Source organism: Streptomyces olivaceus, from assembly GCF_000721235.1.
GTDB classification, from domain to species: Bacteria; Actinomycetota; Actinomycetes; order Streptomycetales; family Streptomycetaceae; genus Streptomyces; species Streptomyces olivaceus.
Window position 1 is genome coordinate 40,364 of sequence record NZ_JOFH01000002.1, and the last position, 24,945, is coordinate 65,308.

Below are 24,945 nucleotides of genomic sequence, written 5' to 3' on the forward strand. Positions count from 1 at the left end.
CCCACCCGTGCAGCCCCAGCGGCACGACTGGGGGCCTCACGCCCGCCCAGGTGCCCAGACCCCCCGCCGCCCGGCATCCGGCACCGCGCGCGGCAGCGCGTACGGCATCCGGCCGTACCACACCGCCGCCACCGCGTACCCGAAGGCCAGGCACAGCACGCCGCCCACCGCGTCCAGCCAGAAGTGGTTGGCCGTCGCCACGATGACCACCAGCGTCAGCGCCGGGTACACAAGGCCCAGCACCCGCACCCACGGCACCGAGGCCAGCGCGAAGATCGTCAGGCCGCACCACACCGACCACCCGATGTGCATCGACGGCATCGCCGCGTACTGGTTGGACATGTTCTTCAGGTCGCCGGACGCCATCGACCCCCACGTCTGGTGGACCATCACGGTGTCGACGAAGCTCCCGCCGTTCATCAGGCGGGGCGGGGCGAGCGGATACAGGTAGTAACCGGCCAGCGCGACGCCCGTGGTGGCGAAGAGGACCAGCCGGGTCGCCGCGTAGCGGCCGGGGTGGCGGCGGTACAGCCACACCAGTACCCCGACCGTCACCACGAAGTGCAGCGTGGCGTAGTAGTAGTTCATGCCGACGACGAGCCACGTCACCGAGTTGACCGCGTGGTTGACCGACTCCTCGACGGCGAGGCCCAGTTGCTGCTCGACGCGCCAGATCCAGTCGGCGTTGCGCAGCGCCTGCGCACGCTGTTCCGGCACCGCGTTGCGGACGAGCGAGTACGTCCAGTAACTGAGCCCGACGAGCAGGATCTCGAACCACAGGCGGGGCCGGCGCGGGGCGCGGAGGCGACGCAGGAGGCGCTGCCCCGTCCGCTCGGGGACGGGGTGCGGAACGCCTTCCTCACGGCGCTCCCGAGTCCTCGCGGTCGCGTCACCCATAGGTTCGAGTCTGCCAGAAAAGCCCTCTCCCACCCGATCATCCCGCAGTCGGAGCCGACCCGCATCCGACCCGGATTCCGGCACCCCGAGGAGGGTCAGGGGCGGGAGCGTCCGCCCGGTGCCGAGGCGGTCGAACCGCGCACCACCAGCTCCGGCATGAACACGAACTCGCTGTGCGGTGCGGGCGTCCCGGCGATCTCCTCCAGGAGCGTGCGCACCGCCGCCTGCCCCATCGCCGGGACCGGCTTGCGGACCGTCGTGAGCGGCGGGTCGGTGAAGGCGATCAGCGGCGAGTCGTCGAAGCCGACGACCGAGACGTCCTTGGGCACGTCCAGGTCGAGCTGCCGGGCCGCCCGTATCGCGCCCAGCGCCATCATGTCGCTGGCGCAGACCACCGCCGTGCAGTCGCGCCCGATCAGCGCGGCGGCCGCGGCCTGACCGCCCTCCAGGGTGTAGAGGGAGTGCTGGACCAGTTCCTTCTCCACGGTCTGGGCCGCCAGCCCCAACTGGTCCTGGACCGTGCGGACGAACCCCTCGATCTTGCGCTGCACCGGCACGAACCGCTTCGGCCCGAGGGCCAGCCCGATCCGGGTGTGGCCGAGCGAGACCAGGTGCGTGACCGCGAGACTCATCGCGGCGCGGTCGTCGGGGGAGATGAACGGCGCCTGCACCTTCGACGAGAAGCCGTCGACGAGGACGAAGGGCACGCCCTGCGCCCGCAGCCGCTCGTAGCGCTGCATGTCGGCGGTGGTGTCGGCGTGCAGCCCCGAGACGTAGATGATCCCGGCCACCCCGCGGTCCACCAGCATCTCGGTCAGCTCGTCCTCGGTGGAGCCGCCCGGCGTCTGGGTGGCGAGGACCGGCGTGTAGCCCTGGCGGGTCAGCGCCTGGCCGATGACCTGGGCGAGGGCCGGGAATATCGGGTTCTCCAGCTCCGGGGTGATCAGGCCGACCAGGCCCTCGCTGCGCTGCCGCAGCCGCACGGGGCGCTCGTAACCCAGCACGTCGAGGGCGGCGAGCACGGACTGGCGGGTGGTGGCGGCGACGCCCGGCTTCCCGTTGAGGACCCGGCTGACCGTCGCTTCGCTCACCCCCGCCTGGGCGGCGATGTCGGCAAGCCGTGTGGTCACAGGGGTGGACTGTACCTGTCGGCCGCCGCCTTGCACACCGATCGGGCGCCGTGTGCGGCCGGTGGGACGGCCCGTCGGACGGCCCGGCGCGGGCTGCTGCGTCATCGCGCTCCCTCATGAATGTCGCGGCAAGAGCTTGCAGAGTCTTGCACAAGCGGAACGATCCCGCTCGATCCCCGTAAACAAACCGCTCGCCCCTGGTCCTTGAGCGTCTCGCAGTAGTCTCCCGCAGGTCACACGGGGATAACTTCGGAGATCTCTTGCACTTTTTTGCTGCAAGGCCTTTCGCGCAGCTTTCCACGCTGTTACGTTCACGTCGCCCGACGGCGGCGATGGCGCGGTCGGTGTCGGCAGGAGCGGCGGACGGGCCCGCACCCTGCACCACACGGGCTTTCACCCTCAAGGAGAACTCATGCGGCGTGGCATAGCGGCCACCGCGCTGGTGGCGTCCCTCGCCCTGGCGGCGACGGCGTGCGGCGGGGACGGCGACAGCGACAGCGAGTCGGGCGGACCGGTCACCATCACATACTGGGACACCTCCAACGCCACCAACGAGGCGCCGACCTACAAGGCCCTGGTCGAGGAGTTCGAGGCCGCCAACAAGGGCGTCAAGGTCGACTTCGTCAACGTCCCCTTCGACCAGGCGCAGAACAAGTTCGACACCGCCGCCGGCTCCAAGGGCGCACCGGACGTGCTGCGCGCCGAGGTCGGCTGGACGCCCGCCTTCGCCAAGAAGGGCTTCTTCCTGCCGCTGGACGGCACCGAAGCCCTCGCCGAGCAGGACGCGTTCCAGCCCAGCCTGATCGAGCAGGCGAAGTACGAGGGCAAGACCTACGGCGTCCCGCTGGTCACCGACACCCTCGCCTTCGTCTACAACAAGGAACTGTTCCGGAAGGCCGGCGTCGAGGCGCCGAAGACCTGGGACGACCTGAAGAAGGCCGCCGCCACCGTCAAGGACAAGACCGGCGTCGACGGCTACTGGGCCTCCACCGCCGGCTACTACGCGCAGCCGTTCCTCCACGGCGAGGGCACCGACACCGTCGACGCCGACGCCGGGAAGGTCACCGTCAACGGGCCCGCGGCGCAGAAGGCCTACGGCACCTGGCTGAGCCTGTTCGACGGCAAGGGCCTGCACAAGGCGGACACCACCGCCGACGCCTACGCCCACATCCAGGAGGCGTTCGTCAGCGGCAAGGTCGCCTCGACCATCCAGGGCCCGTGGGAGATCACCAACTTCTACAAGGGCTCCGCCTTCAAGGACAAGGACAACCTCGGCATCGCCACCGTCCCGGCCGGCTCCACCGGCAGGGCGGGCGCCCCGACCGGCGGCCACAACCTGTCGGTCTACGCCGGCTCGGACCAGGCGCACCAGGAGGCCGCGCTGAAGTTCGTGAAGTTCATGACCTCGGCGAAGTCCCAGGAGACCGTCGCCCTGAAGAACTCCACGCTGCCCACCCGCGACGACGCCTACACCGACCAGGTCAAGGCCGACCCGGGCATCGCGGGCTTCCAGACGGTCCTGCCCGCCGCCCGGCCGCGCCCGGCGCTGCCCGAGTACAGCTCCCTGTGGACGCCGCTCGACGACGAACTCCCGCAGATCGCCGGCGGCAAGAAGTCCCTGGACGAGGGCCTGGGCGACGCCGAGACCGCGATCGCCAAGCTGGTGCCGGACTTCGACAAGTGACGCCGCGCCGCGCGTGACCCGATCCGACCGCCGGGTCCCCACGGAGGGGAGGGACCCGGCGGCCGGCGCACCGGGCGCCGCACCCCCGACCTTCCGCTCGTCCCGATGCTCTTTGAAGGTGTCGAACCATGACAGTCGCCATCGACCGCGCGACCGGCAAGCGCCGCGGTGACCGCACCCCGCGGCCCGGCCTCGGCCGGCGTCTGAAAGACGGCTACCAGAAGCACTGGTACGCCTACGCCATGATCGCGCCGGTGGCCGTCGTGATCGGCGTCCTCGTGCTGTACCCGCTGGGCTACGGCCTCTACCTCACCCTCACCGACGCCAACAGCCTCAACTCGGCGCGCACCATCGGCGTCAACGAGATCGAGGCCACCTACCAGTTCGTCGGCCTGGACAACTACGCCGACATCCTGTGGGGCCCGACGGCGTACGACCGCTTCTGGTCGCACTTCGTCTGGACCATCGTGTGGACGGCGGTCTGCGTCGGCCTGCACTTCTTCATCGGGCTCGGCCTCGCCCTGCTGCTCAACCAGAAGCTGCGCGGCCGCACCTTCTACCGGCTGATCCTGGTCCTGCCGTGGGCCGTGCCGACGTTCGTGACGGTCTTCGGCTGGCGCTTCATGCTCGCCGACTCCGGCATCATCAACTCCGCCCTGGACTGGCTGCACCTGCCGACCCCCGCGTGGCTGGAGGACACCTTCTGGCAGCGCTTCTCGGCGATCATGGTGAACACCTGGTGCGGGGTGCCGTTCATGATGGTCTCGCTCCTCGGCGGCCTGCAGTCCATCGACCACACCCTGTACGAGGCCGCCGAGATGGACGGTGCGAACGCCTGGCAGCGCTTCCGCTATGTCACCCTGCCGGGGCTCAGGTCGGTCAGCTCCACCGTCGTCCTGCTCGGCATCATCTGGACGTTCAACCAGTTCGCCGTGATCTTCCTGCTGTTCGGCAACACCGCCCCCGAGGCGCAGATCCTCGTCACCTGGGCGTACCAGCTCGGCTTCGGGCAGCAGCCGCGCGACTTCGCGCAGTCCGCCGCCTACGGCATCCTGCTGCTGGCCATCCTGATCGTCTTCACCTCCTTCTACCGCCGCTGGCTGAACCGCAACGAGCAGCAGCTCGCGAACTGAGGCAGGAGCCGCCATGAGTACAAGCACCGCGCCGGCGAAGGCCCCCGCCGAGCAGACCACCGTGTCCACCGCGCCCCCGCGCAGGGTGCGCGCCCGCGGCGAACGCGGCCGCGCCGCGTCCCTCGCCTCCCACGGCGTCCTGACCGTCGCGAGCCTCGTCGCGCTCTTCCCGGTCGCCTGGCTGGTCTACCTGTCCCTCGGCCCGGACAAGGACGACTACCTGCACCCCGGGGGCATCTGGTCGAAGATGACCCTCGACAACTACGCGTTCGTGCTCCAGCACACCAACTTCTTCGACTGGCTGAAGAGTTCGCTTATCGTCTCGCTGGGCACCACGGTCATCGGCGTGCTGGTCGCCGCGACGACCGGCTACGCGGTCTCCCGCATGCGCTTCCCCGGCTACCGCAAGCTCATGTGGGTGCTGCTGGTCACCCAGATGTTCCCCATCGCCGTACTGATCGTGCCGATGTACCAGATCCTGTCCGGGCTCCAGCTCGTCGACAGCTACCTCGGCCTCGTCCTCGTCTACTGCTCGACCGCGGTGCCGTACTGCGCGTGGCTGCTCAAGGGCTACTTCGACACCATCCCGTTCGAGATCGACGAGGCCGGGCGCGTGGACGGGCTGTCGCCGTTCGGCACCTTCTTCCGGCTGATCCTGCCGCTGGCCCGGCCGGGCCTCGCGGTCGCCGGCTTCTACAGCTTCATCACGGCCTTCGGCGAGGTCGCCTTCGCCTCGACGTTCATGCTGAGCGACACGAAGTACACCTTCGCGGTCGGCCTGCAGAGCTTCGTCAGCGAGCACGACGCGCAGCGCCACCTGATGGCCGCCACCGCCGTCCTCGTCGCGATACCCGTCTCCGCGTTCTTCTACCTCGTGCAGAAGAACCTGGTCACCGGACTCACCGCCGGCGGTACCAAGGGCTGAGGCCCGGCTGCCCGTATCAACCAATGAGCGGACCTTCGTATCCGAACCTCGGCACCGCACGTCAGCACCCGCGCGTCGGCACCCGCATCCCAGCACCCGCAAGTCCGTACCCGGCAAGTCCGTACACAGCAAGGACGACATGAGCCAGCAGCACTCCGCCGCACCGGCCCCCACCTCCGCCGTCTCCGCCGTCGAAGGGCGCCCCGACTGGTGGCGGGACGCGGTCATCTACCAGGTGTACCCGCGCAGTTTCGCCGACGGCAACGGCGACGGCATGGGCGACCTGGAGGGTGTCCGCACCCGCCTGCCGTACCTGCGCGACCTGGGCGTGGACGCCGTGTGGCTCAGCCCCTTCTACGCCTCTCCGCAGGCCGACGCCGGTTACGACGTCGCCGACTACCGGGCCGTCGACCCCATGTTCGGCACCCTCCTGGACGCCGACGCGCTGATCCGCGACGCCCACGCGCTGGGCCTGCGCATCATCGTCGACCTGGTCCCGAACCACTCCTCCGACCAGTACGAGTGGTTCAAGCGCGCCCTCGCCGAGGGCCCCGGCTCCCCCTCCCGGGACCGGTACCACTTCCGCCCCGGCAAGGGAAAGAACGGCGAACAGCCGCCCAACGACTGGGAGTCCATCTTCGGCGGCCCCGCCTGGACCCGGGTCACCGAGCCCGACGGCACGCCGGGGGAGTGGTACCTGCACCTGTTCGCCCCCGAGCAGCCCGACTTCAACTGGGAGCACCCGGCCGTCGGCGACGAGTTCCGCTCCATCCTGCGGTTCTGGCTGGACATGGGCGTGGACGGCTTCCGGATCGACGTCGCGCACGGCATGGTGAAGGCCGAGGGCCTGCCCGACCTCGGAGACCACGAGCAGCTCACGCTGCTGGGCAACGACGTCATGCCGTTCTTCGACCAGGACGGCGTCCACGACATCTACCGCGAGTGGCGTCTCGTCCTCGACGAGTACTCCGGCGACCGCATCTTCGTCGCCGAGGCCTGGACCCCGACCGTCGAGCGCACCGCGAACTACGTGCGCCCCGACGAACTGCACCAGGCCTTCAACTTCCAGTACCTGGCCACCCACTGGGACGCCGCGGAACTGCGCACGGTCGTCAACCGCACCCTGGACGCGATGCGCCCCGTCGGCGCTCCCGCCACCTGGGTGCTGTCCAACCACGACGTCACCCGGCACGCCACCCGCTTCGCCAACCCGGCGGGCCTCGGCACCCAGATCCGCCTGGCCGGAGACCGCGAAGTCGGACTCAGGAGGGCCCGCGCCGCCACCCTCCTCATGCTGGCCCTGCCCGGCTCGGCCTACGTCTACCAGGGCGAGGAGCTGGGCCTGCCGGACGTCGTCGACCTGCCCGACGAAGTCCGCCAGGACCCGGCGTACTTCCGCGGCGCGGGCCAGGACGGCTTCCGCGACGGCTGCCGGGTGCCGATCCCCTGGACGCGCACGGGACCGTCGTACGGCTTCGGCGACGGGGGCAGCTGGCTGCCGCAGCCGGCGGACTGGGGCGGGCTGAGCGTCGAGGCGCAGACCGGCGAACCCGGCTCGACCCTGGAGCTGTACCGCGCGGCGCTGGCCGTCCGCCGCGAGCGGGCCGACCTGGGCGCGGGCGACGCGGTGGAGTGGCTGCGCGCCCCCGAGGGCGTCCTCGCCTTCCGGCGCGGGGAGTTCGTGTGCGTGGCCAACACCACCGGCGAGTCCGTACCGATGCCCGCGTACGGCCGGGTGCTGCTCGCCAGCGGCGAGATCACCGAGGCGGCCGGGGAAGCGAAGGTGCCGGCGGACACGACGGTGTGGTGGTCCGCCTCCTGACCGGCCGGCGGGTTCCGCTCACGGCTGCCTGAAAGTTTTTCATTCAATTCCGTACGGCCCGCTGCCCTTTCAGGCGGCGGGCCTCTAGTATCTGCGTCACCCGAAAACTTGCTGAAGCTTTCAGCAAGAGTCTTCAGGTCCCCCCAAGAGCCTTCGACGAAGAAGGAACCCCCACATGGCACGCAGAATCCTTACGGCGGCCGTCGCGCTCGCAGCGGCCGCGGTTGTCATGACCCCGACTGGCGCACCGGCCTCCCCGCCCGGCGCCAAGGACGTCACCGCCGTCCTCTTCGAGTGGAACTTCGCCTCCGTGGCCAAGGAGTGCACCAGCACCCTCGGCCCCGCCGGCTACGGCTACGTCCAGGTCTCCCCGCCCGCCGAGCACATACAGGGCGGGCAGTGGTGGACGTCGTACCAGCCCGTCAGTTACAAGATCGCCGGACGGCTCGGCGACCGCGCGGCCTTCGAGAGCATGGTGGACACCTGCCACGCGGCCGGCGTGAAGGTCGTCGCCGACGCCGTGGTCAACCACATGTCCGCGGGCAGCGGCATCGGCACCGGCGGCTCGTCGTACTCGAAGTACGACTACCCCGGGCTGTACTCGTCGCCCGACTTCGACGACTGCACCGCCCAGATCAGCAACTACCAGGACCGCTACAACGTCCAGCACTGCGAACTGGTCGGCCTCGCCGACCTCGACACCGGCGAGGAGTACGTCCGCGGCAAGATCGCCGGGTACCTGAACGACCTGCTCTCGCTCGGTGTCGACGGCTTCCGGATCGACGCGGCCAAGCACATCCCGGCCGCCGATCTGGCGAACATCAGGTCCCGGCTGTCCGACCCGTCCGTGTACTGGAAGCAGGAGGTCATCCACGGCGCCGGCGAGGCCGTCCAGCCGACCGAGTACACCGGCACCGGAGACGTGCAGGAGTTCCGGTACGCCTACGACCTCAAGCGCGTCTTCACCAACGAGAACCTCGCCTACCTGAAGAACTACGGCGAGGACTGGGGCTACCTCGGCAGCGCGGACGCGGGTGTCTTCGTCGACAACCACGACACCGAGCGCAACGGCAGCACGCTCAACTACAAGAACGACGCCGCCTACACCCTGGCCAACGTCTTCATGCTGGCCTGGCCCTACGGCGCCCCCGACGTCAACTCCGGCTACGAGTGGTCGGACGCGGACGCCGGGCCGCCGAACGGGGGCCGGGTGGACGCCTGCTGGCAGGGCGGCTGGAAGTGCCAGCACGCCTGGCCCGAGATCGAGTCCATGGTCGCCTTCCGCAACGCCACGCGCGGCGAGGCGGTCACGGACTGGTGGGACAACGGCGGCGACGCCATCGCCTTCGGCCGCGGCGGCAAGGGCTTCGTCGCCGTCAACCACGAGTCCGGCCCGCTGGACCGCACCTACCAGACGTCCCTGCCCGCCGGGACGTACTGCGACGTGCAGAGTGGCGGCACGGTCGCCGTGAACGGCTCCGGGCAGTTCACGGCGACGCTGGGCGCCGACACGGCGCTCGCCCTGTACGCGGGCAAGTCCAGCTGCTGAGCGGTGTCACGGGCAAGGGTCATGAAAGTTATTTCTGCTTCTTTCAGGACCCTTGCCGCAAGACTTGCGGCAGCGCTACGGTCCCGCCGGGGCCGGACCCGAACGCACCCGCATGCAGGTCCTCGCCCCGGCGACCGCCGCCCTCCCGCAGGGCCCGGCGCTCTCCCGGGCGGGTACCGACCTGCTGCGCTCCAAGTCGCTGTCCGCAACTCCTACGACAGGGCAGGAGCAGCGTGTCGGCGCCGCGGCCGGGCCCGGCACGTTCACCGTGCCGGGCCGCACGGTCGCCGTGTTCCGGCGGGCCGGCTGAGGGTGCGCGGGCTGCGGTTAGGGTGAGCCCTGCCGTTCACGCACCGGGCACGCACGGTACGCAACAGGAGGGCCCATGCCGCAGATCACCGTCGACTACTCCGCCGAGCTGGCGGACGACTTCGACCGGCCCGCCTTCGCGCGGGCCCTGCACGCCGGCGTCGTCGAGATCGCGGCGGCCAGGCCGCCGGCGTGCAAGACGCAGTTCCGCCGCACCGAGGACACCGCCGTCGGCCCCGACACCGACGGGCACGCCGTCGTGCACGTCACCCTCGGGCTGCTCGCGGGCCGCACCGAGGAGACCAAGGCCCGGCTCACCGAGGCGGTCCTGGAACTGCTGCGGCAGTACGTGAAGCCGTCCGGCGGCCTCGCCCTGCACGCGTCCGCCGAGGTCCGCGAACTCGACCCGTCCTACCGCAAGTCCGAGAGCTGATCCGAGAGCTAACCGGCGAGTGACACCAGCCGGCCGACCAGGTCCGCGAAGGGGCCGTCGGCCGGCTCGGACTCGGCGATGCGGCGCAGGAGGGCGCCCATCTCCTCGTCGTACGCGGCGCTCACCGCCACCAGCGCGGCGAAGTCGTGCACGAGCTGGACCTCCAGCTCGGCCCGCGGGATGCGGCGCCCGTCCAGCCAGATCAACGCGGTCGACTCGGCGAGCGAGATCCACGAGCGGACGATCAGTTCCAGGCGCGCGGGCGGGTCGGTGACGTCCAGGTGCGAAAGGATCTGGACAAACGCGGCCTGCCGCACGGAGTCCACGAGCGCGTTGGTCGTGGACGAGCCCACCGCCGGGCCACCGCGCATCAGCGCCGAGAAACCCGGGCCGTGCTCGTCGACGAAGTCGAAGTAGCGGCGCATGACCCGCAGCAGCCGCGCGCCCAGCGGACCCTGGTGCGGCTCCTCGAAGCGGGCCGCCAGATCGTCCGAGGCGCGTCGCAACGCGGCCTCGTACAGGCTGAGTTTGCCCGGGAAGTAGTGGTAGACCAGCGGGCGCGAGATGCCCGCGGCCGACGCTATCTCGTCGATGGAGACCTCGTCGGGCGAGCGGCGGCTGAACAGTTCGAGCGCGACGCCGATCAACTGCTGCCGCCGCTCCTCGACGCCCATTCTGCGGCGTGCCCCGGTAGTCATACGAACACCTTACCGATCGAATCCGGCCCTTGAACGGACCGGTCCGGGCATCGGTGTTCACCCCGCCGGTGCGGCACGGCCGGTGCGGTACGGCTACCGCAGCCCGCCGATCGTGCGGCCGCCCTCCAGCGTGCCCTTCAGCTTCGCCCGGGCGCCCTGCTCGGCCTTGGCCGTCAGCAGGTTCCCGTCGGCGGAGCCGGTGATGCCGCCCGTCGCCTCGATCGACTCGGTGTCCCCGCCGCCGGCCGCGAGCAGGTACCAGTGCCCGCCCTCCGACTTCCACAGCACCCCGGCCAGCACCTGCGGGTCCCGCTCGCCGCACGCCGGCACGTCCTGCGCCTTCGCCGCGACCGCGCCCTGCACCCCGCCCGGTGTCCGGAACTGCGCCAGCACCCGGGTCCCGTCGCCGCGCCACGTCTCGGCGCGGGTGCACACCCAGGCGCCCGACCCGGTCGAGTCGGGCAGCGGCTGGGACGCGAACTCCCAGGCGTTCACCGACCGCACCCCCTGCCCGCGCACCGCGCCCAGCGAGCAGGCGTACGGCGCCCAGGCCCCCCGCGCCTTCTCGCCCGAGACGTCCTTCGCCCCGCCCGGACGCCCGGTGGTGAGGCGGGCCGGGACCAGCTCGCCGAGGTCGGACACCACCCGGGTGTCCGAACCGTCGGTCAGTTCGAGGACCTTCCAGGAGGTGCACCCCTCGGCCTGCCCCTGCTGCACGGGGCTGGCCAGCGGAGCGGTCACCCCGTCGGTGAGCGTCAGCTCCTTCGCGCCGGAGTCCGGATCGGCCAGGTCCCGGCCGGCCGCCTTCGTCACCCAGGGCGCCGTCAGGTAGCGCACGTTGCCGTCGGACCGGCCCAGGACCACCGCACCCGCCTCCGCCCGGTCCGCCGCGTCGGTCCGCGCGAGGTCCAGGACGGCGCCGGCGGAGCCGTCCTTCGGCTCGGCGTACCTGACGAGGCGCAGCCCGTCGTGCAGGATCACCACGCGCGTGTTGTCCACGTTCCCGGCGTACAGCAGGTGCGCGGGACCCGCCGGACCGCCGGTCTGGGTGCCCGGCGTCGCGGACACCCCCACGCTCTCCCCGGGCCGCGCCCAGACGGCCAGGGCACGCCGCAGCAACCCCTCGTCGCCGGTGAGGTCGCCGCGCGCCGGCCACACCGAGAAGTCCGTACGCGCGGACGTCTCCCAGGCGGCGGGGGCGACCTTCGTGAGCCCGGCGGGGTCGAGGGCGGCCTCGGCCGCCGGATTGCGCGCGTAGGGCGGGGCGGCGGCGCCGTCCGGACCCCAGCCGTCACCGGGCAGGCCGAGCAGCGCCCCGCACACCACCAGCGCCGTCCCGGCGACCAGTGCCGCCCTCGTGTGCTGGCGGCGGCGCAGCAGATCGGTCGGGCGGGCCTGCAGCGAACAGGGGTCGAACTCGGAGGAGCCGAGCAGCGCGCCCGGCTCCGGCACCGAGCCGGCCTCCCGCAGCGCCCCGTCCACGTCGGCGACCCCGGCGGCCCGCAGCACCTGCCGCACGCCGTCGTCGGAGAGCCGCTCCAGGCCGCGCAGCACGTACGCCGCGCGGGCCGGCCCGGAGAGCGCCGAGAGCCGCTGGTCCAGGGCGAGTTCGTCGGCGCCGCCCGAGCGCGGGAAGAGCTTCAGCCCCCGCACGTGCGGCAGCAGCGGCGGCAGCTGGGACCGCCTGGGCAACGCGAGCCGCCGCAGGGGAAGGCCCGCCTCCAGCGCCGTACGGACCACGCGCAGCCGGATCAGCGCGTAGCCGGGGGCCTCCGGGCGGCCGGACTGCTGGGCCGGGACGAGCGGGACCGTCGTCCGGTTGCGGGGCAGCGCGCGCTGGGTGAGGGCGTGCGCGGTCAGGACACGGCGGCTGCGGCCGAGGCCCGGCGGCAGCACCAGGTAGGCCAGCCGGGCCAGCCGCGGGTAGTGCTCGACGAGCGCGGCCTCGGCCTGCTCGACGTCGACGACCGGGTCGGCCGGGGAGGCGGCGGACGGTGCGGGGCGCGGGGCGACATCCTGTGGCTGCACGTCCAGCAGAACGAGTGACCGGGGCGATGGTCACCGTGGGGCCGCCGTCCCGCTCGCCGGTCGGCGTGCCGGCGTGCCGGCGTGCTTCCTAGTCCTCCGGGTCCTCCGGCTCGACCAGCTGCCGGGCGTAGGCGGCCATCGAGCGCTGGTAGCGGGGCAGGTGGGGCGCGAGTGCGCCGAGCACCAGGGACAGGCCCTCGCGGTCGCGGCCCATGGCGGACAGGCACAGCGCGAGCGTCGCGCGCACCGCGTCGTCCAACTCGTCCGACGTCGACACCAGTTCGGGCGACAGCAGCAGGACGCCCTCCTCCGGGTGCCCGGTGTTCCGCAGGGAACTGGCGAGCTGGATCTTCGCCCGGCGCCCCTTGTGGTGGCTCACCTCGCCGAGACCGCGCTCCAGCGCCTCGCGGTACAGCGGCACGGCCCGGTCGGAGTGGCCGGTGGAGTCCCAGGCGCAGGCCCGCTCGAACAGGCCGAGCGGGCTGTCCGCGGGCAACTCGTCGGCGAGGGCGTCGATCACCGCCCTGAACTCGGCGGCGCCGTCGTCCGCATAGTCGTCGATCGCCGCCCAGGCGGCCGTCACGCGCTCTTCCCAGTCCTGGTCCACCCGGTCACAGTAGGCGACTTCGCGCCCGGGGGCGCCGGGTGGCCGGGGGGCACTGAGTAAAACGCGGCCCGTCCCCGTACCGGTGCGCAGAGCCCCGCGCCGGGGCTCCGCGCGGCATGTCGCCGGAACCGACCGGAGGAACAGATGAGGCTGACCCGACCGATGCTCGCGCCCGCCGCCCTGGTGGCGGCAGTGGCGCTGACGGGCTGCGGAGGCGGTGGGGGCGGCGGGGACGCCGTGCCCGAGACCGTGACCGGCAGCCTCGAACACCTGGCGGCCGAGGCGAAGTGCACCGCCCCGAACATGCAGACCGACGCCGACACCATCCGGCAGGCGATCTGCGAGAAGGGCGACGAGAAGTACGTCCTGGCCACCTTCTCCACCGACCGGGGCCAGCGCGAGTGGATCAACACCGCGAAGGACTACGGGGGTTACTACCTCGTCGGCCGCAAGTGGGTCGCGGTCGGCCACGAGGACGTGGTGGCCGACCTGCGCGGCCGGCTCGGCGGGAACCTGGAGCAGGGCGTGCAGCACGGTGGCGGCGGGGGTTCGGCCGGGCACGGCGAACACACCGGACACGGCGGCTGACGGCGGCGACGCGAAGGGGGCCGGTGGCGGATGCACCGCCACCGGCCCCTGCTCGTTCCTCCTGGCCCGTTCCTCCTGGGCTACTGGCAGTCCTCGCCGCCGTTGATGCAGTCGACCACCTCGTTCATCAGGTTCTCGTCCATGACGTTGATGAAGTCGTTGTGATCGGTGATCGGCTTGTGCAGCTGCTCCGGGAAGCCGTCGACCGCGTACGGGTTCTGCACCTGGCCGTTCTCGACCGTCGGGGCCGGCACGTCGTACACCAGGCGCACCTGAAGCTGGGGAATGGCCTGGAAGCCGTTCGCGCAGCTGCCGTCGCCCTGGACGAAGGCGACGTGGTCGCGGTGGTTGGCACTGTCGATGTTCTGTCCGTCCCAGCAGCTCTGGAAGTTGGACGTGCGTACGACCTGGCTGCCCTCGGGGCAGAGTACGTACTTGTCGGTCACCTGCCGGTCCTCGAAACCGGTGCAGCTGAAGGAGCTGTTGGCGTTGGCGACGCCGTTGGTGAAGGCCTTGGCGTCACCGGTGATGATCCGCAGGAACTTCGGCATCGCGACGACGTCGCTCTGCTGGTTCCCCACGAACTTGATCTCCGCCTCCGCGGCCTTGAGGATCTTGCCGACGTTGCCCTCGGCACCACCACCCAGGTCGTTCGCGTCGAACTCCTGCGTACCGTCCTGGAGCCGCAGCACCGGCCAGTAGTAGGTGGACTTGTCGCCCTGGTTCTGGCACGAGGTGTCCGCACCCGCGAGGTCGTCGTCGCTGGAGAAGGCGTTGTTGTTCTGGTTGCCGACGTAGTCGTGCGTGTGGTGCGCGCCGTTGTCGACGCCCGGGGCCACGATCAGGTTGTCACTGTTGAACAGGTTGTCCTCGTTCACACCGCAGACCGCGGTGAAGGAGCCGGTGGAGCCTCCGTCACCGTTGGCTGCCAACCCGTTCTCCAGATCCCTGGAGTTCGGCTGCACGTCGTTGATGTCGACGAAGTCGTCGGCGAAGGGGCCTGCGGCTCCGTTGCCGTTGTCTCCCTGGTTCTGGCCGTCGTCCTGACCGCCGTCCTGGCCGCCGTCCTGACCCTGACCGTTGTCCTGGTCCTGGCCGCCGTCGCCGTTCTGGTCGTCCTGACCGTCGCCGTTGCCCGGCTGGTCGGCGCCCATGCCGCGGCACTCGGCGAAGCGGTCGAGTCCGCCGGGGGCGTCGCCGCCGCCCCGCCGGATGTTGATCCCGATCCGGTCCAGAGCCGCGGTCCGCTTCGACTTCAGCGGGCCGAGGATCGCGTTCTGCACGTAGCTCGAGTCGCCCGACTGCGCCTGGCGCGTCGAGGCGAGGCGGGCGTACGCCTCGGTGATCTGCTCGTCGAGCCTCGCCAGTTCCTTGTCGACCCCGGACCGTGCTCCCCGCGGCACGTTCCGCAGTTCCTGGCCGACGTCCGGGCACTGGATCGTGGCGACCTGCGCACCCGCGGACCTGGTCCGGTGGTGCGACGAGTCCGACTCGTGCGCCGAGGCGTAGAAGTTGGCCCAGACCAGCCCGCCCCCGCCGACCGCCAGGGCCGCCGCCCCGGCGACGACCTTGGTGGCCAGCGGCGAACGGCGTTTTCTTGTGTTGCGTCCCATGGAACTCCTCTGACTTCCTTGCGGGGCTTTCGGGGCATCGAGGGCGCCCGACAGGAGTGAAGCGGCTCCCATCCATACGGAAGCCGCCTCGGAGGTGTTCACCCGTCACGGAGATTGCCGGGTCCGCGGGGACGCACGGGACCGGTGGGACGGTCAGCGGCCGCGGTCCAGATAGGCCAGAACCGCCAGTACACGGCGGTTGTCGTCGTCCGAAACCTCCAGGGTCAGCTTGGCGAAGATGTTCGCGGTGTGTTTCGCGATCGCCCGCTCCGTGACGACGAGCCGGGCGGCGATCGCCGCGTTGGTCCGGCCCTGCGCCATCAGCTCCAGCACCTCCAGCTCCCGGGGCGTCAGCCGCTCCAGCGGCTGGTCCTCGGCCGCACGCCGGCTGAGCAGTTGCTGGATGACCTGCGGGTCCATCGCCGTACCGCCCGCCGCCACGCGCTGCACGGCGTCGACGAACTGCTCCGCGTCGAACACCCGGTCCTTGAGCAGGTACCCCACCCCGCCGGTGCCGTCGGCCAGCAGCTCGCGGGCGTACAACTGCTCCACGTGCTGCGACAGGACCAGCACCGGCAGGCCCGGCCGGTTGCGCCGGGCCTCCAGCGCGCACTGCAGCCCCTCGTCGGTGAGGGTGGGCGGCAGCCGGACGTCGACCACCGCGACGTCCGGCTCCAGTTCGGCCAGGGCCCGGGACAGCTCCGGGCCGGTCTCGACCGCCGCGGCGATCTCGAAGTCGTGGGCCTCCAGAAGCCGGACGAGCCCGTCGCGCAGCAGGAACAGGTCTTCGGCTAGGACAACGCGCAAGGGATCTCCATGGTGACCATGGTGGGACCGCCCGCGGGAGAGCTGACGGCCAGGACGCCGTCGAATGTACCCAGTCGCCGTTCCACGCCGGTCAGGCCCGACCCCGCACCGATGGCCGCGCCGCCCTTGCCGTCGTCGGTGACGGTGACGCGCAGCCGGCCGTCCTCGTGGTCCATGTCGACCCAGACGCGGTCGGCGCCGGAGTGCTTCACGGCGTTGGTGAGGACCTCGCTGACCGCGAAGTACCCGGCCGACTCCACGGGCGCGTCGGCGCGGCCCGGCAGGTCCACGTTCACCTCGACCGCCAGCGGCAGCCGCAGCGCCAGGGCGCGGACGGCGTCGCCGAGACCGCGTTCGGCGAGCACCGGCGGGTGGATGCCGCGGACCAGGTCGCGCAGCTCGGTCAGGGCGTCGGCCGAGGACTGGCGGGCCTGCGCGAGCAGTTCCTTCGCCTTCGCCGGGTTCTTCTCCAGCAGGGCCTCGATGGTGCCCAGGTCCATGCCCATGGCGACCAGCCGGGCCTGCGCCCCGTCGTGCAGGTCGCGCTCGATGCGGCGCAGCTCCGCCGCGGAGGTGTCGACGGCGTCGCGGCGGGTCTCGGTCAGGACCCGCACCCGCTCGGCCAGTTCCTCCTGGCCGCCGCCGAGCACCGCGCCGGTCAGGGCGAAGTGGGCGCGCAGCAGCAGCGGGGTGAGCCCGAGGGAGCAGACGAGCAGTACGGCGCCCAGGACGGCGGCGAAGAGGGCGGAGAGCTGGCCGGTGACGTGGACGAAGCCGTACCAGTACCCGTCGGGCAGGGCCCGCCACAGGCCGAGGGCGATGGCGAAGCCCTCCACGGCGTACAGCGGCAGCGCGAAGGTCAGCACGGCGGTGACGAAGCCCGCCGTCATGTCGACCGGCAGCCAGCGGAAGTCCCGCCAGGTCGCCGGGTCGCCGAGCATGCCGAAGGTGCGCGTCCACGGATTGGCGTCCGCGGGCAGCGGCCGGTACGTCCGCGGTATCCGCACCCCGCCCCACCGGGCGGCGAGCAGTCGCCGGCGGTCGGCGAACGCCCGTACGCCGGTGAGCACCCACGGCGTGGTGACGATGCCGACACCGATCGGGACGAGGGCGACGGAGACGAGGGTCAGGCAGAAGCACAGCACGGCGACGGGCAGGGAGACGAACGCCAGGGCCAGTCCCCGTACGGCCGCCACTGCCACGTCCCGTGCCCGTGTCCCGAGTGTCGCGGTCCCGCTCTTCGTCTCGATGTCCATGGCGGACAGTCTCGCGCAGGTGGCGCGGCGGGACACGGGGCCGGGCACCCCGGTCGGGGGGTGGTGTCAGGTACACCCCGGCCCGGTGGGTCCGGCCCCGCGTCCCGCCGCGGGCTCAGCGCCCCGTGGGCGGCGTGTACTTGTAGCCGACGCGGCGGACGGTCTGGATCGTCTGCCGGTGCTCCGTGCCGAGCTTGCGGCGCAGCCGGGCCACGTGCACGTCGACGGTGCGTCCGTCGCCCACGTGCCCGTAGCCCCACACCGTGGTGACCAGCTGGTCGCGGGTGTGCACCCGGTGCGGGTGCGTCACCAGGTGGGCGAGGAGCTCGAACTCCAGGTAGGTGAGGTCGAGTTCGCGTCCGTCGACGGCGGCGGTGCGCCGCGCGGCGTCGATCCGGACGAGCTGGTCGGCGGGACCTGCGGGTGCGGTGCCCAGCGGATCCCGCACGCTCCCGGGGGCGGGGGAGTGCCGGTGGCCCCGGGCGTCCCGGTGGTCCGGGACGCCCGGCAGGTCCGCCTCGTCGCCGGCGGGCCCGGCGGACGGTGCCGCGGGCACACCGACCGGCGCGAACGGCGGCTGCTGGTCGGCCGGCACGAGCACCAGGTAGCCGACCATCGGCGGGCGGCCCGGCAGGGAGGGCAGGGTGTGCGGGGGAGCGGGCAGCCAGGTGGCGCCCGGCGGCAGCAGGTCCGTGACGTCCACCACCTCGTACCGGTCGACGGCGCGCAGCCGGTGCCGGGGAGCGCCGGAGCCGGGGAGGGCCGTGGCGGGGGCGGGGGCGTCGAGGGGGACGGTGGACAGGGAACGGGTGGTCGCCATGAGTCGTCAGCTCTTTCGCGCGAGAGGTTCGTCGGGAGGGGCGACGGGCGCGAGTTCGTGGTCGGGCGCGTCGCGGGGACGTACGTCGTGCGCACCGGCCGAAGGCCTGGGGTGTACGGCTTTCTAGCGGGCCGGCGCGATCGTCGCGCGGCAACACACCCGGTCGAAGTCGTCGTGCTGACGGGAAGGCCAGAACGGCTCCAGGTCATGGCGACCCGTCGCTGCGTACTTCCGGAAACTGGCCATGGGCCCATTGAAGCAGACGGCGGCGCGGGACAGGAGGGCCCTCTCACTGCGTGGACGCCGACTGGCGCAAATCAGCGGGTCCGGCCGGACCCCGCGGCAGCGCGAAGGGGGCGCCCGCCGTCGTGACGCGTCGTGAACACGTCGTGACGGCGGACGCCCCCGGGGAGCGGGCGGGGCCGGGTCAGATCCGGTCGGCCTTCTCCAGCGCCGTGCAGCAGGTGTCGACGAGGAGGCGGGTCACGACGTACGGGTCGACGTTGGCGTTGGGGCGGCGGTCCTCCAGGTAGCCCTTGCCGTCCTTCTCGACCTGCCACGGGATGCGCACCGAGGCGCCGCGGTCGGAGACGCCGTAGGAGTACTCGTTCCACGGGGCGGTCTCGTGCAGGCCGGTGAGGCGGTCGTCGATGCCGGCGCCGTAGTTCTTGACGTGGTCGAGCGGCTTGGAGCCCTCACCGAGCGACTCGGCGGCGGTGACGACCGCGGCGTACCCCTCGGGCCCCTCGCGCATCGCCTTGGTGGAGAAGTTGGTGTGCGCGCCCGCGCCGTTCCAGTCGCCCTTGACCGGCTTGGGGTCGAGGGTGGCCGAGACGCCGAAGTCCTCGGCGGTGCGGTAGAGCAGCCAGCGGGCGATCCAGAGCTGGTCGGAGACCTCCAGCGGCGGGAGCGGGCCGACCTGGAACTCCCACTGGCCGGGCATGACCTCGGCGTTGATGCCGGAGATGCCGAGGCCGGCCCCGAGGCAGTTCTCCAGGTGCGCCTCGACGACGTCGCGGCCGAAGATCTCGTCCGAGCCGACGCCGCAGTAGTAGCCGCCCTGCGCGGCCGGGAAGCCGCCCTCGGGGAAGCCGAGCGGGCGGGCGCCCTTGAAGAAGGTGTACTCCTGCTCGATGCCGAAGACCGGCTCCTGCGCGGCGAAGCGCTCGGCCGTCTCGGCCAGCGCGGCGCGGGTGTTGCTCGGGTGCGGGACCAGGTCCGTGTCCAGGACCTCGCACAGCACCAGGACGTCGTCGCCGCCGCGGATCGGGTCGGGGCAGGAGAAGACCGGCTTGAGCACGCAGTCCGAGGAGCTGCCCTCGGCCTGGTTGGTGGAGGAGCCGTCGAAGCCCCAGACCGGCAGGGCGCCGAGACCGGCGGGAGCGTCCGTGATGATCTTCGTCTTGGAACGGAGCTTGGCCGTCGGCTCGGTGCCGTCGATCCAGATGTACTCGGCCTTGAAGGTCACGGGGGCCACATCCTTCGGGTGGGTCCGGGCGCACTTGCGGGTGCTGCGGCGCTGGGAGCGGCGCGGCAGGAGTGCCGCGGCTACTGCCGTGCAGCGTGTCAACAGGCAGTTTCCCGACCGTTGCCCGGGTATGAACCCCGTGTTACCCGGAGTGGTTGTGGCCCCTGTCACGGTGCGTCCGGGAGACCGGGCCTCACCCGACCTTCTCGATCAGTGCCCGGCGGATCAGGAACTTGCCGTCCTCGCGGACCTCTTCGAACGCAGCGTCGTTCAGCAGCGCGCAGCTGCCCGAGACCGAGTCGACCGTCACCGTCGTGGACTTGCCGTTGTCGAGGTTGGTCACCCTGAGTGTGGTGCCCACCGGGAACTGGTTGCTGGAGGCGGCGGGCGCGCCGCCCTCGCCGGAGAGGGTCACGGTGGAGCCGGTGCACACCTGCTCACCGGCCTGCGGGGGCTGCGCGGGCTGCGACGTCTGCGCGGGCTGCGAGGCCGGTGGCGACTGCGGGGGCGGGGCGGACCCGGGTGCCGGGGCCGACTCCCCGGCCGCGCACCCGGACGCCTCCTGCTTGCGCTCGATCTCCGCGACGACCGCCTCGCGGTTGGCGATCCGCGCCTCGGACTGCGCGTCCGGATCGGCCCGCTGGCCGTCGATGAAGCGCAGGTTGTTGCCGAGCGCGGTGGCCAGCCCCTGACAGACGGTGGAGTCACCGGCGGCCCTGGTCTGCGCGCCCGGGGCGGTCTGCGCGGCGTTCGAGGCGTTCGCCGCCACGAAGGCCCCGCCGCCGGCCACCGCCGCGGCGCCGGCCAGCAGGGCGAGCTTCTTCTTCGTGCCGAGAGTTCTCCTGCGCGACATGCGCGCCTCCTGACGAGGTGGGGGCTGCGTACGCCGCCAGGTACGGGATGCCGGGCGAAGTTACTCACGAGACAGGGCGTCTCGCACCGCCTCGTCGGTGCGGCCCACGACGGCCGTACCGTCGTCCGCGGTGATGATCGGGCGCTGGATCAGCCTCGGGTGCTCCGCGAGCGCCGTGACCCAGCGGTCGCGCGAGGCCTCGTCCCGCGGCCAGTCCTTCAGGCCCAGTTCCTCGGCGGCGGCCTCCCGGGTGCGGGTGATGTCCCACGGTTCGAGGCCGAGGCGGGCGAGCACCCCTCGGATCTCGTCCGCGCTCGGCACGTCCTCCAGGTAGCGGCGGACGGTGTACTCGGCACCCGCGGCGTCGAGCAGACCGATCGCGCTGCGGCACTTCGAACAGGCCGGATTGATCCAGATCTCCATGCCGCACACGGTAGCCGGAGGGTCCGGAAACTCGTTCGCCACGTGCGTCACAGCGGCCCCGAAAGCCCTTGTGGCCAGGGGCTTTTGTCAGTGGGGGGCGGTAAAATAGAAGCAGTGTTCGAGGGTGTCGCCGGGAGGTCCGGACGGCGCCCTGACCGCGACAGGAGGATGCCCGTGCCCGCTGCCGCACTGAAGCCGAAGCCGCTGCCCACCCAGTCCACCGCCAAGCGGCCCGTCCAGCTCGACCTGCCGTACGAACCCGTGCCGAAGCGCCCGCTGCCCGCGGGCCGTCCCCGCGAGTGGTACGTCACGCACAACCGCCGGCTCAAGGCGATGCGCCTCGCCATCGCCCTGCTCGACTCCGGCGTCTACCTGCCGAGTCAGGCGCGCAACGAGAGGATACGGAGCGCCGCGCTGGCCGTCGGCGTTCACCCGCCGTCCGACACGACGTGCCACATGGTGCGGGCGCTGATGCGGTACTCGCGGTGAGCGGGGGCGCAGGGTGCCGTGTGTGATGCGGTGCCCTGCGTCCGTGTCGCCGTCGTCCGGGGGCTGGCGTCCGGCGTTCGAGGCCGAGGCCTGGTCATAGCCCCGGGGCGCCCCAGAGCGGGAACCAGCGGCCCAGGTCGTCCTCCACCGGCAGTTCGTCGGCGAGTACGGCCCGGACCCGCAGCTCCAGCGCGTTGTCCCGCTGCCGCCGGTCGCCGGACAGGGGGGCGAAGGGGTAGAAGGTGCCGCGTTTGTAGAGGTAGACCAGCGCGAGGCGGCGCCCTTCGGCGTCCGTGAAACCGGCCAGGGAGCAGAGCAGCCGCGGGCCGAAGCCGCCCGACTCCAGGGTGCTGTTCACCGCGTGCAGGTCGTTCACCAGGAGCGGCAGTTCGCCGGGGGAGCGGTGGGAGACGAGCCAGGAGTAGCCGTAGGAGTCGCGGCTCAGCTCCACCGGGCTGCGGCCCGCGTCCGCGTCCAGCAGGGCGTGGATCTCGTGGTGCGTCCGCTCGAAGGCGGCGCCCTCGACCGTGGCGAAGCACACCGCGCCCTGCCCGGTCGGCGTGAAGGAGGCCGCGGCCTCCAGGCTCACCGCGGCCGAGGGCAGCGCGAAGAGCCGGTCGAGGTCGGGCCCCACCGGCCTGGACCGGCCGAGCAGGATGTCCAGCAGCCCCATGTCCGTCCCCTCCCGGCCCTCAGCCCTTGCCCGGTGCGCCGGGCGCCGTCGCCTCGCCCAGCTCGGCGGAGATCCGGCCCAGTTGGTCGAGCCGCTGCTCCAGACTGGGGTGGGTGGCGAAGAACCGGCTGATGCCGGGTTCGCTGCCGAAGGCGGGGGTGAAGTAGAAGGCGTTGAAGGCCTGGGCCGTGCGCAGATCCTTGGTCGGGATGCGGGCGATGTCGCCGGTGACCTTGGTGAGCGCGGCAGCCAGGGCCGAGGGACGCCCGGTGAGCAGCGCGGCGGCGCGGTCGGCCGCCAGCTCCCGGTACCGGGACAGGGCCCGGATGAGCAGGAAACTGAGCGCGTAGACGGCCGCCGAGACGCCCATCACGACCGCGAGGACGGCCATGGTGTTCTGGTCCCGCCGGCCGCCGAAGAGCTGCGAGTAGAAGGCGAAGCGCACGATCAGACCGGCGAGTACGCCCAGGAAGGACGCCACCGTGATCACCGCCACGTCCTTGTGCGCCACGTGCGACAGCTCGTGCGCGAGCACGCCCTCCAGTTCGGCCGGCTCCAGCCGCCGCAGCAGTCCGGTGGTGACGCAGACCACCGCGTGGTCGGGGTTCCGGCCGGTCGCGAACGCGTTCGGCATCTCCATCTCCGACACCGCGACCACCGGCTTCGGCATGTCGGCCATCGCCGCCAGCCGGTCCACCACCCCGTGCAGCTCGGGATACTCGTCCCGTTCCACGGCCCGGCCGCGCATCGCGAACAGCGCGATGCGGTCGGAGAACCAGTACTGCGCCCCGAGCACCGCCGCCACGATCACCACGACCAGCACCCAGGACTTCAGCACCGCGACGAGCGCGGCGACGAAGCCGACGTACAGCAGGCCGAGCAGGAACAGCGTGATCCCCATGCGTACGGTCAACCGCCGGTCGCTGCGGAAGCGGCTCCGCATCTGCATCACCTCACAGTCGAGCACTCGTCCCGCTGTCCAGTGTGCACCCGGGGGCCCGCGCCCCGGCTATCCGGCGCCGGGTGGTGCCAGCCGACGCGTGATCCGGTCGAACAGCTCCGTCAGCGGCTCGCCGATGTCCCGGCCGAAGCCGGTCAGCCCGTAGGTCACCCGGGGCGGCGTCGCGGGCTCGACCTCCCGCCAGACCAGACCGTCCTCGACCAGGGCACGCAGGGTCTGGGCGAGCATCTTCTCGCTGATGCCCCGGATGCTCTCGCGCAGCTCGTAGAACCGCAGGTCGTTGCGGCGCAGCGAGATCAGCACCCAGACGCCCCACCGGCTGGTCACGTGGTCGACCACGTCGCGTGCGGCGCAGTCGGTGTGAAACACGTCATAGCGCTCGCCCGGCTCGACCCGGCTGCGCTGGAGACCTTCCGTCATGTCATGAGCTTACCCAGAGGTATGCCCTTACTCATCGTTAGCCCCTGCTCCTACCGTTCAGGCGTCAGAGGAGAACCGACTCCCACGAGTCGGAGAACCGACTCTCACGAGTCCCACCAGACGTACGACGAGGAGCTGTTCATGATCGTGGTGACCGGGGCCACCGGAAACATCGGCCGGCCGCTGACGCGGGCGCTGGCCGAGGCGGGCGAGCAGGTGACGGCGGTGTCGCGGCACCCGGCGGCGGTGCCGGAGGGCGTCCGCCACGTGGTGGCCGACCTGGCCGAACCGGCCGGTCTGGGGCCCGCGCTGGCCGGCGCGAAGTCCCTGTTCCTGCTGCTCTCCGGCGACCTGCACGCCACCGGGGCCAACCCCGCCGACATCGTCGGCGAAGCCGTGGACCGCGGGGTGCGCCGCGTCGTCCTGCTCTCCACGCTCGGCGTGGTGACCAGGCCGTTCGGGACCACGCGGGTGGCGATGCGCGCACTGGAGGACACCGTGCGGGAGTCCGGCCTGGAGTGGGCCGTCCTGCGGCCGGGCGGCTTCGCCTCCAACGCCCTGTGGTGGGCCGAGTCCGTCCGCACGCGGAGGGTCGTCGCCGCCCCCTTCGGCGACACCGGGGTGCCGGTGGTCGACCCGGCGGACATCGCCGCGGTGGCGGCGGCCTGCCTGCTGGAGGACCGGCACACCGGCGGCGCGTACGAGCTGACCGGCCCGGAGGTGATCACTCCGCGCGGGCAGACGGAGGCCCTCGCCGCCGCGCTCGGCTCGCCCGTGGACTTCCACGAGCTCACCCTCGAGGAGGCCAGAGACGGCATGAGCCGGGCCATGCCGGCCGAGCTGGCCGACGACACGCTGGACATCCTCGGCTCCCCGAGCCCGGCCGAGCAGCGGGTCAGCCCGGACATCGAGCGCGTCCTCGGCCGCGCCCCGCGCACCTTCGCGGACTGGGCGGCCCGCAACGTCGACGCGTTCCGCTAGGGGGCAGCGCCGTCGTCCCGCCCGCGGTCAGTAGGGCGCCCGGAAATTGAGGTAGCCGAGCAGCACGATCACCGCGGCCACACAGCCGAGCACGACGGCGGTGGACACCCACGACGACCGGCGCCCGAAGCCCACGTGGTCGGGGTCGCCGCGGAAGGGGACCGGCCCGGGAGGGTTCTCCTTCCAGCGCGCGGCCAGCATCCGGGCGCGCGCGGAGGGCTCCTTGTGCTCCGCGCCGTCCGCCCACCTGAGGTCGAACTCGCGCTCCTCGTCGTCTCTCTCGGGCATCTCCGGCACTCTCCCCGTCCCCCTGACTCGAACAACCGTGTCAGTACACAATGATCCCGGCACCGGGTCCGCGCCGTGAAGTGTTTTCAG

At 71.9% G+C, this 24,945-nt stretch carries 26 protein-coding genes; 10 read left to right on the plus strand and 16 right to left on the minus strand.

Features of this window, described 5'->3' with window-relative positions:
* Window positions 1-36: 36 nt before the first annotated feature.
* Both IG94_RS0103105 and IG94_RS0103110 read right to left on the minus strand, forming a co-directional pair.
* Window positions 37-897 (minus strand): phosphatase PAP2 family protein, encoded by an 861-nt coding sequence (locus IG94_RS0103105; protein ID WP_031030587.1) that lies wholly within the window; start codon window positions 895-897, stop codon window positions 37-39.
* Between the two features lie 95 nt (window positions 898-992).
* Window positions 993-2,027 (minus strand): LacI family DNA-binding transcriptional regulator, encoded by a 1,035-nt coding sequence (locus IG94_RS0103110; RefSeq protein WP_031030589.1) that lies wholly within the window; start codon window positions 2,025-2,027, stop codon window positions 993-995.
* Window positions 2,028-2,439: 412 nt separating this feature from the next.
* On the opposite strand from IG94_RS0103110, the gene IG94_RS0103115 reads away from it, so the two are divergent.
* From IG94_RS0103115 to IG94_RS0103145, 7 genes are all read left to right on the plus strand, one after another.
* Window positions 2,440-3,711 (plus strand): extracellular solute-binding protein, encoded by a 1,272-nt coding sequence (locus tag IG94_RS0103115; protein ID WP_031030598.1) that lies wholly within the window; start codon window positions 2,440-2,442, stop codon window positions 3,709-3,711.
* A 128-nt stretch (window positions 3,712-3,839) separates the two neighbouring features.
* Window positions 3,840-4,844, plus strand: a complete 1,005-nt coding sequence (locus IG94_RS0103120) for a carbohydrate ABC transporter permease (protein WP_031030599.1) — start codon at window positions 3,840-3,842, stop codon at window positions 4,842-4,844.
* A 13-nt stretch (window positions 4,845-4,857) separates the two neighbouring features.
* Window positions 4,858-5,769 carry a sugar ABC transporter permease gene (locus IG94_RS0103125; RefSeq protein WP_031030600.1) on the plus strand — a complete coding sequence of 304 codons (912 nt, stop codon included), beginning with the start codon at window positions 4,858-4,860 and terminating at the stop codon, window positions 5,767-5,769.
* A 139-nt stretch (window positions 5,770-5,908) separates the two neighbouring features.
* Window positions 5,909-7,591, plus strand: coding sequence for a glycoside hydrolase family 13 protein (locus IG94_RS0103130; RefSeq protein WP_031030602.1), 1,683 nt, complete (start codon window positions 5,909-5,911; stop codon window positions 7,589-7,591).
* A gap of 175 nt (window positions 7,592-7,766) precedes the next feature.
* Window positions 7,767-9,140 carry an alpha-amylase gene (locus IG94_RS0103135; protein WP_031030604.1) on the plus strand — a complete coding sequence of 458 codons (1,374 nt, stop codon included), beginning with the start codon at window positions 7,767-7,769 and terminating at the stop codon, window positions 9,138-9,140.
* Between the two features lie 52 nt (window positions 9,141-9,192).
* Window positions 9,193-9,450 (plus strand): hypothetical protein, encoded by a 258-nt coding sequence (locus IG94_RS0103140; protein WP_157852201.1) that lies wholly within the window; start codon window positions 9,193-9,195, stop codon window positions 9,448-9,450.
* Between the two features lie 75 nt (window positions 9,451-9,525).
* The gene (locus IG94_RS0103145) at window positions 9,526-9,882 is read left to right on the plus strand and encodes a 5-carboxymethyl-2-hydroxymuconate Delta-isomerase (RefSeq protein ID WP_031030610.1); all 357 of its coding nucleotides are present in this window, start codon (window positions 9,526-9,528) and stop codon (window positions 9,880-9,882) included.
* 8 nt (window positions 9,883-9,890) lie between these two features.
* On the opposite strand, the gene IG94_RS0103150 is transcribed toward IG94_RS0103145, so the two are convergent.
* The 3 genes from IG94_RS0103150 to IG94_RS0103160 all read right to left on the minus strand — a co-directional run bounded on the left by IG94_RS0103150 (window position 9,891) and on the right by IG94_RS0103160 (window position 13,215).
* On the minus strand, window positions 9,891-10,556 hold the full coding sequence (locus IG94_RS0103150) for a TetR/AcrR family transcriptional regulator (RefSeq protein WP_031030613.1): 666 nt from the start codon (window positions 10,554-10,556) through the stop codon (window positions 9,891-9,893).
* Window positions 10,557-10,673: 117 nt separating this feature from the next.
* Complete coding sequence (locus tag IG94_RS0103155; protein ID WP_031030617.1) at window positions 10,674-12,608, minus strand: hypothetical protein; 1,935 nt, start codon at window positions 12,606-12,608, stop codon at window positions 10,674-10,676.
* 88 nt (window positions 12,609-12,696) lie between these two features.
* Complete coding sequence (locus tag IG94_RS0103160; RefSeq protein WP_031030620.1) at window positions 12,697-13,215, minus strand: tetratricopeptide repeat protein; 519 nt, start codon at window positions 13,213-13,215, stop codon at window positions 12,697-12,699.
* 144 nt (window positions 13,216-13,359) lie between these two features.
* Here IG94_RS0103160 and IG94_RS0103165 point away from each other — a divergent pair, with 144 nt between their 5' ends.
* A complete protein-coding gene (locus IG94_RS0103165; RefSeq protein WP_031030623.1) occupies window positions 13,360-13,803 on the plus strand; it encodes a hypothetical protein in 444 nt (147 codons plus the stop codon).
* 80 nt (window positions 13,804-13,883) lie between these two features.
* On the opposite strand, the gene IG94_RS0103170 is transcribed toward IG94_RS0103165, so the two are convergent.
* From IG94_RS0103170 to IG94_RS0103200, 7 genes are all read right to left on the minus strand, one after another.
* Window positions 13,884-15,416 carry a DUF1996 domain-containing protein gene (locus IG94_RS0103170; protein WP_031030626.1) on the minus strand — a complete coding sequence of 511 codons (1,533 nt, stop codon included), beginning with the start codon at window positions 15,414-15,416 and terminating at the stop codon, window positions 13,884-13,886.
* 153 nt (window positions 15,417-15,569) lie between these two features.
* Entirely contained in the window at window positions 15,570-16,223 is a 654-nt protein-coding gene (locus tag IG94_RS0103175) for a LuxR C-terminal-related transcriptional regulator (RefSeq protein WP_031030629.1), read from the minus strand.
* Window positions 16,208-17,479, minus strand: a complete 1,272-nt coding sequence (locus IG94_RS0103180; RefSeq protein ID WP_031030632.1) for a sensor histidine kinase — start codon at window positions 17,477-17,479, stop codon at window positions 16,208-16,210. The genes IG94_RS0103175 and IG94_RS0103180 overlap by 16 nt, the downstream gene beginning before the upstream one ends.
* A 115-nt stretch (window positions 17,480-17,594) precedes the next feature.
* Entirely contained in the window at window positions 17,595-18,299 is a 705-nt protein-coding gene (locus tag IG94_RS0103185) for a winged helix-turn-helix domain-containing protein (RefSeq protein WP_031030635.1), read from the minus strand.
* Between the two features lie 427 nt (window positions 18,300-18,726).
* A complete protein-coding gene (gene glnII / locus IG94_RS0103190) occupies window positions 18,727-19,767 on the minus strand; it encodes a glutamine synthetase (protein ID WP_031030637.1) in 1,041 nt (346 codons plus the stop codon).
* Between the two features lie 193 nt (window positions 19,768-19,960).
* Window positions 19,961-20,620: an RlpA-like double-psi beta-barrel domain-containing protein gene (locus IG94_RS0103195; protein ID WP_031030640.1), complete on the minus strand. Its 660-nt coding sequence runs from the start codon at window positions 20,618-20,620 to the stop codon at window positions 19,961-19,963.
* 60 nt (window positions 20,621-20,680) lie between these two features.
* Window positions 20,681-21,043 carry an arsenate reductase family protein gene (locus tag IG94_RS0103200; RefSeq protein ID WP_031030643.1) on the minus strand — a complete coding sequence of 121 codons (363 nt, stop codon included), beginning with the start codon at window positions 21,041-21,043 and terminating at the stop codon, window positions 20,681-20,683.
* A 174-nt stretch (window positions 21,044-21,217) separates the two neighbouring features.
* Between IG94_RS0103200 and IG94_RS0103205 the strand changes: the two genes are divergently transcribed.
* Complete coding sequence (locus IG94_RS0103205; RefSeq protein WP_031030645.1) at window positions 21,218-21,532, plus strand: hypothetical protein; 315 nt, start codon at window positions 21,218-21,220, stop codon at window positions 21,530-21,532.
* A 94-nt stretch (window positions 21,533-21,626) separates the two neighbouring features.
* Here the strand turns inward: IG94_RS0103205 and pspAB are convergent, their stop codons facing one another.
* The 3 genes from pspAB to IG94_RS0103220 all read right to left on the minus strand — a co-directional run bounded on the left by pspAB (window position 21,627) and on the right by IG94_RS0103220 (window position 23,586).
* The gene (gene pspAB, locus IG94_RS0103210) at window positions 21,627-22,205 is read right to left on the minus strand and encodes a PspA-associated protein PspAB (RefSeq protein ID WP_031030650.1); all 579 of its coding nucleotides are present in this window, start codon (window positions 22,203-22,205) and stop codon (window positions 21,627-21,629) included.
* Between the two features lie 19 nt (window positions 22,206-22,224).
* Window positions 22,225-23,148 carry a zinc metalloprotease HtpX gene (gene htpX / locus IG94_RS0103215; protein WP_031030653.1) on the minus strand — a complete coding sequence of 308 codons (924 nt, stop codon included), beginning with the start codon at window positions 23,146-23,148 and terminating at the stop codon, window positions 22,225-22,227.
* Between the two features lie 66 nt (window positions 23,149-23,214).
* Window positions 23,215-23,586, minus strand: coding sequence for a winged helix-turn-helix transcriptional regulator (locus IG94_RS0103220; RefSeq protein WP_031030656.1), 372 nt, complete (start codon window positions 23,584-23,586; stop codon window positions 23,215-23,217).
* A gap of 141 nt (window positions 23,587-23,727) precedes the next feature.
* On the opposite strand from IG94_RS0103220, the gene IG94_RS0103225 reads away from it, so the two are divergent.
* Window positions 23,728-24,567, plus strand: coding sequence for an SDR family oxidoreductase (locus tag IG94_RS0103225; RefSeq protein ID WP_031030658.1), 840 nt, complete (start codon window positions 23,728-23,730; stop codon window positions 24,565-24,567).
* Window positions 24,568-24,594: 27 nt separating this feature from the next.
* Here IG94_RS0103225 and IG94_RS0103230 read toward each other — a convergent pair whose 3' ends face one another.
* Entirely contained in the window at window positions 24,595-24,855 is a 261-nt protein-coding gene (locus IG94_RS0103230) for an SCO2583/SCO2584 N-terminal domain-containing protein (RefSeq protein WP_031030659.1), read from the minus strand.
* Window positions 24,856-24,945: the final 90 nt, after the last annotated feature.

Excerpts from the sequence above, each read along its gene's own strand:
- IG94_RS0103120 (WP_031030599.1), top strand. The coding sequence starts at position 3,840 with ATGACAGTCGCCATCGACCGCGCGACCGGCAAGCGCCGCGGTGACCGC.
- IG94_RS0103200 (WP_031030643.1), bottom strand. The coding sequence starts at position 21,043 with ATGGAGATCTGGATCAATCCGGCCTGTTCGAAGTGCCGCAGCGCGATC.
- htpX (WP_031030653.1), bottom strand. The coding sequence starts at position 23,148 with ATGCGGAGCCGCTTCCGCAGCGACCGGCGGTTGACCGTACGCATGGGG.
- IG94_RS0103180 (WP_031030632.1), bottom strand. The coding sequence starts at position 17,479 with ATGGACATCGAGACGAAGAGCGGGACCGCGACACTCGGGACACGGGCA.
- IG94_RS0103230 (WP_031030659.1), bottom strand. The coding sequence starts at position 24,855 with ATGCCCGAGAGAGACGACGAGGAGCGCGAGTTCGACCTCAGGTGGGCG.
- IG94_RS0103220 (WP_031030656.1), bottom strand. The coding sequence starts at position 23,586 with ATGACGGAAGGTCTCCAGCGCAGCCGGGTCGAGCCGGGCGAGCGCTAT.
- IG94_RS0103165 (WP_031030623.1), top strand. The coding sequence starts at position 13,360 with ATGAGGCTGACCCGACCGATGCTCGCGCCCGCCGCCCTGGTGGCGGCA.
- IG94_RS0103170 (WP_031030626.1), bottom strand. The coding sequence starts at position 15,416 with ATGGGACGCAACACAAGAAAACGCCGTTCGCCGCTGGCCACCAAGGTC.
- IG94_RS0103135 (WP_031030604.1), top strand. The coding sequence starts at position 7,767 with ATGGCACGCAGAATCCTTACGGCGGCCGTCGCGCTCGCAGCGGCCGCG.
- pspAB (WP_031030650.1), bottom strand. The coding sequence starts at position 22,205 with ATGGGGCTGCTGGACATCCTGCTCGGCCGGTCCAGGCCGGTGGGGCCC.
- IG94_RS0103115 (WP_031030598.1), top strand. The coding sequence starts at position 2,440 with ATGCGGCGTGGCATAGCGGCCACCGCGCTGGTGGCGTCCCTCGCCCTG.
- IG94_RS0103145 (WP_031030610.1), top strand. The coding sequence starts at position 9,526 with ATGCCGCAGATCACCGTCGACTACTCCGCCGAGCTGGCGGACGACTTC.
- IG94_RS0103150 (WP_031030613.1), bottom strand. The coding sequence starts at position 10,556 with ATGGGCGTCGAGGAGCGGCGGCAGCAGTTGATCGGCGTCGCGCTCGAA.
- IG94_RS0103185 (WP_031030635.1), bottom strand. The coding sequence starts at position 18,299 with ATGGCGACCACCCGTTCCCTGTCCACCGTCCCCCTCGACGCCCCCGCC.
- IG94_RS0103105 (WP_031030587.1), bottom strand. The coding sequence starts at position 897 with ATGGGTGACGCGACCGCGAGGACTCGGGAGCGCCGTGAGGAAGGCGTT.
- IG94_RS0103130 (WP_031030602.1), top strand. The coding sequence starts at position 5,909 with ATGAGCCAGCAGCACTCCGCCGCACCGGCCCCCACCTCCGCCGTCTCC.
- IG94_RS0103225 (WP_031030658.1), top strand. The coding sequence starts at position 23,728 with ATGATCGTGGTGACCGGGGCCACCGGAAACATCGGCCGGCCGCTGACG.
- IG94_RS0103125 (WP_031030600.1), top strand. The coding sequence starts at position 4,858 with ATGAGTACAAGCACCGCGCCGGCGAAGGCCCCCGCCGAGCAGACCACC.
- IG94_RS0103195 (WP_031030640.1), bottom strand. The coding sequence starts at position 20,620 with ATGTCGCGCAGGAGAACTCTCGGCACGAAGAAGAAGCTCGCCCTGCTG.